2 protein-coding genes and 2 pseudogenes are annotated in these 1,839 nt (G+C 38.5%); 3 read left to right on the plus strand and 1 reads right to left on the minus strand.

Annotated features, from left to right (window positions below; genetic code table 11):
- Both GPK88_RS19660 and GPK88_RS19665 read left to right on the plus strand, forming a co-directional pair.
- On the plus strand, window positions 1–144 hold a 144-nt coding region (locus tag GPK88_RS19660), incomplete at its 5' end, for a DUF6070 family protein (protein WP_256442598.1).
- A 27-nt stretch (window positions 145–171) separates the two neighbouring features.
- Window positions 172–243 (plus strand): annotated as a pseudogene (locus GPK88_RS19665) (metal-sensing transcriptional repressor); the annotation flags it as partial.
- Window positions 244–274: 31 nt separating this feature from the next.
- Here the strand turns inward: GPK88_RS19665 and GPK88_RS16735 are convergent.
- Window positions 275–541, minus strand: a pseudogene (locus GPK88_RS16735) (hypothetical protein); the annotation flags it as partial.
- A gap of 104 nt (window positions 542–645) precedes the next feature.
- Between GPK88_RS16735 and GPK88_RS16740 the strand changes: the two are divergent.
- Entirely contained in the window at window positions 646–1,485 is an 840-nt protein-coding gene (locus GPK88_RS16740) for a DUF2721 domain-containing protein (protein WP_215708052.1), read from the plus strand.
- Window positions 1,486–1,839 lie beyond the last annotated feature (354 nt).

The raw sequence follows: 1,839 nt of genomic DNA on the forward strand, positions 1-1,839 counted from the left end.
AAAGGATATGCGGCAGTAGATTGTGATAATCAGATTGATATGGTCAATCGTGAAAAAGTAGAAGATTTTTGCAAAACAGCGGAGAAAGAAGAACAGGCAGCAGTAGATATTGTACAACCGAACAGAGATTCGCTACAATATTAATATTTCTGGTGATAAGGAGATGGGAAGATGAGACAATGTATGGATGCAGATAATCTGCACCGAAGACTGAAGAAAATAATCGGACAGGTTCAGGCAATCAGATGTACTGGTATCACTGGTATTGATTGCATCAGTCTGTATTGGTGAAAATTTTGCAGCAGGCGAGGTCTTTCTGGTTCAATATTCCATTAAAGTGGCTTAAGAAGGTTATGGTTGTAATGGCAGCCGCCAGGATATCACTGACTGGTTCTGCAAGGAAAACTGCAAATACCTTATCAGATAAAAAGAGCGGCAGGATAAAGATCAGAGGGATCAGCAGGATCAGTTTTCGCAGGCATGCAAGAAGCAGACTGATTTTTGCCTGTCCGAGTGCCATAAAACTCTGCTGGCAGCTTATACTCCCGGAAAGCAGGAGACAGCAAGAGAAGATTTCAATAACAGCAGAAATTATGTATAATTATGTTGTAGGTACAAAAATAGTGTGACAGCGAGGTAGAGAAAATGGAAGAGCAGATAAAAAAGATTTATGAAAAGCAGAAAAATGGACGCATCAGGATGATACGGAATGTGCTGTTGATTTATGCAGCATTGATCTGTGTGGTGAGTATTTTCAAAGGAAATCCGTTCCCGCATCAGGAGACAGTACTCTTTTTCGATGTAAAGCAGCCGGGCTGGGTCACGACAGATCCCTGGCTTCTGTGGATTTGCGTGGTGGTTGATCTGATTGCAGGTATATTCATTTTAATCAGGGACATTCTCAGAGATTTTTCAAAAATTGACAGGATTCTGTCACAGCAATGTGATGCAGAAAAATATTCAGAAATGCTGGAAGAGTTGATAAGGTACGGAAAGAGCTTGGATTATCATGGATTTCAAAAAAGTGTCATGCTGATAGCTGAGTCTAAATATGTAGTTGCACTGATCATAAATGGGCAGTTGCAGAAGGCAGAAGAGTATATAAAGAATGAATGGGAAGGAAAAAGAGAGGGACGTTCCTGGCAGCAGGTCATGACGAATCTCGAACTGTCGAAGAAATATCAGGAGAAAGATGCGGCAGGTTATTCGGCTACATTAGAAAAAGCAGGGAAAGTATTTCAAAAGAATCCACTGTTTATGGCAAAAAATTTGATGCTGAAAGGTGAAGATGAGGCAGCAGTAAGATTACTGGAAAATGATACGGAAAAGCTGCCTTATTATGAGGTTACACGCAGATTCCTGCTGGGAGTATGTTACTACCGAATCGGAAAAGAAGAGCAGGGAAAAGAATGTATGGAATATGTAATTGGGCATGGAAATACGTTGAAGTGCAAAGAAGAAGCGGAAAAATATGTAACAGTGTAAGTAAGGATGTTCTTTAAAATGACAGGGTAACAAAAATGGAGAAGATATAGAGGATGGTAATAAAATAGGATATATCGCACATAAAGATGGTGAATCTGGAGTATACAATTCCTGAAAATAGACTTGGCTTTTAAATATTACAAGCGTAAGATTTAAGGAACAAAAAAATTAGAAGAAAGGAATCGGTGGAAGTGGTTATGTTGTTAAAAAAGATGCAACAGTATTGGATGAGTATTTTGAAGGATAAAAAAATTTTTATGGGAAATTATTACATATGTAAGATATTTGCGATGATATTGATAGTTCTTATTGTTTTTACAGGGTGCGGACAAAATCGAATTACGGAAAAAGAAG

The organism is Blautia sp. MCC269 (genome assembly GCF_018785655.1).
In the GTDB taxonomy this organism is placed as follows: Bacteria; Bacillota; Clostridia; order Lachnospirales; family Lachnospiraceae; genus Blautia_A.

Bases quoted from the DNA above. Each gene is read 5' to 3' on its own strand.
- GPK88_RS16740 (WP_215708052.1), top strand. From the start codon at position 646: ATGGAAGAGCAGATAAAAAAGATTTATGAAAAGCAGAAAAATGGACGC.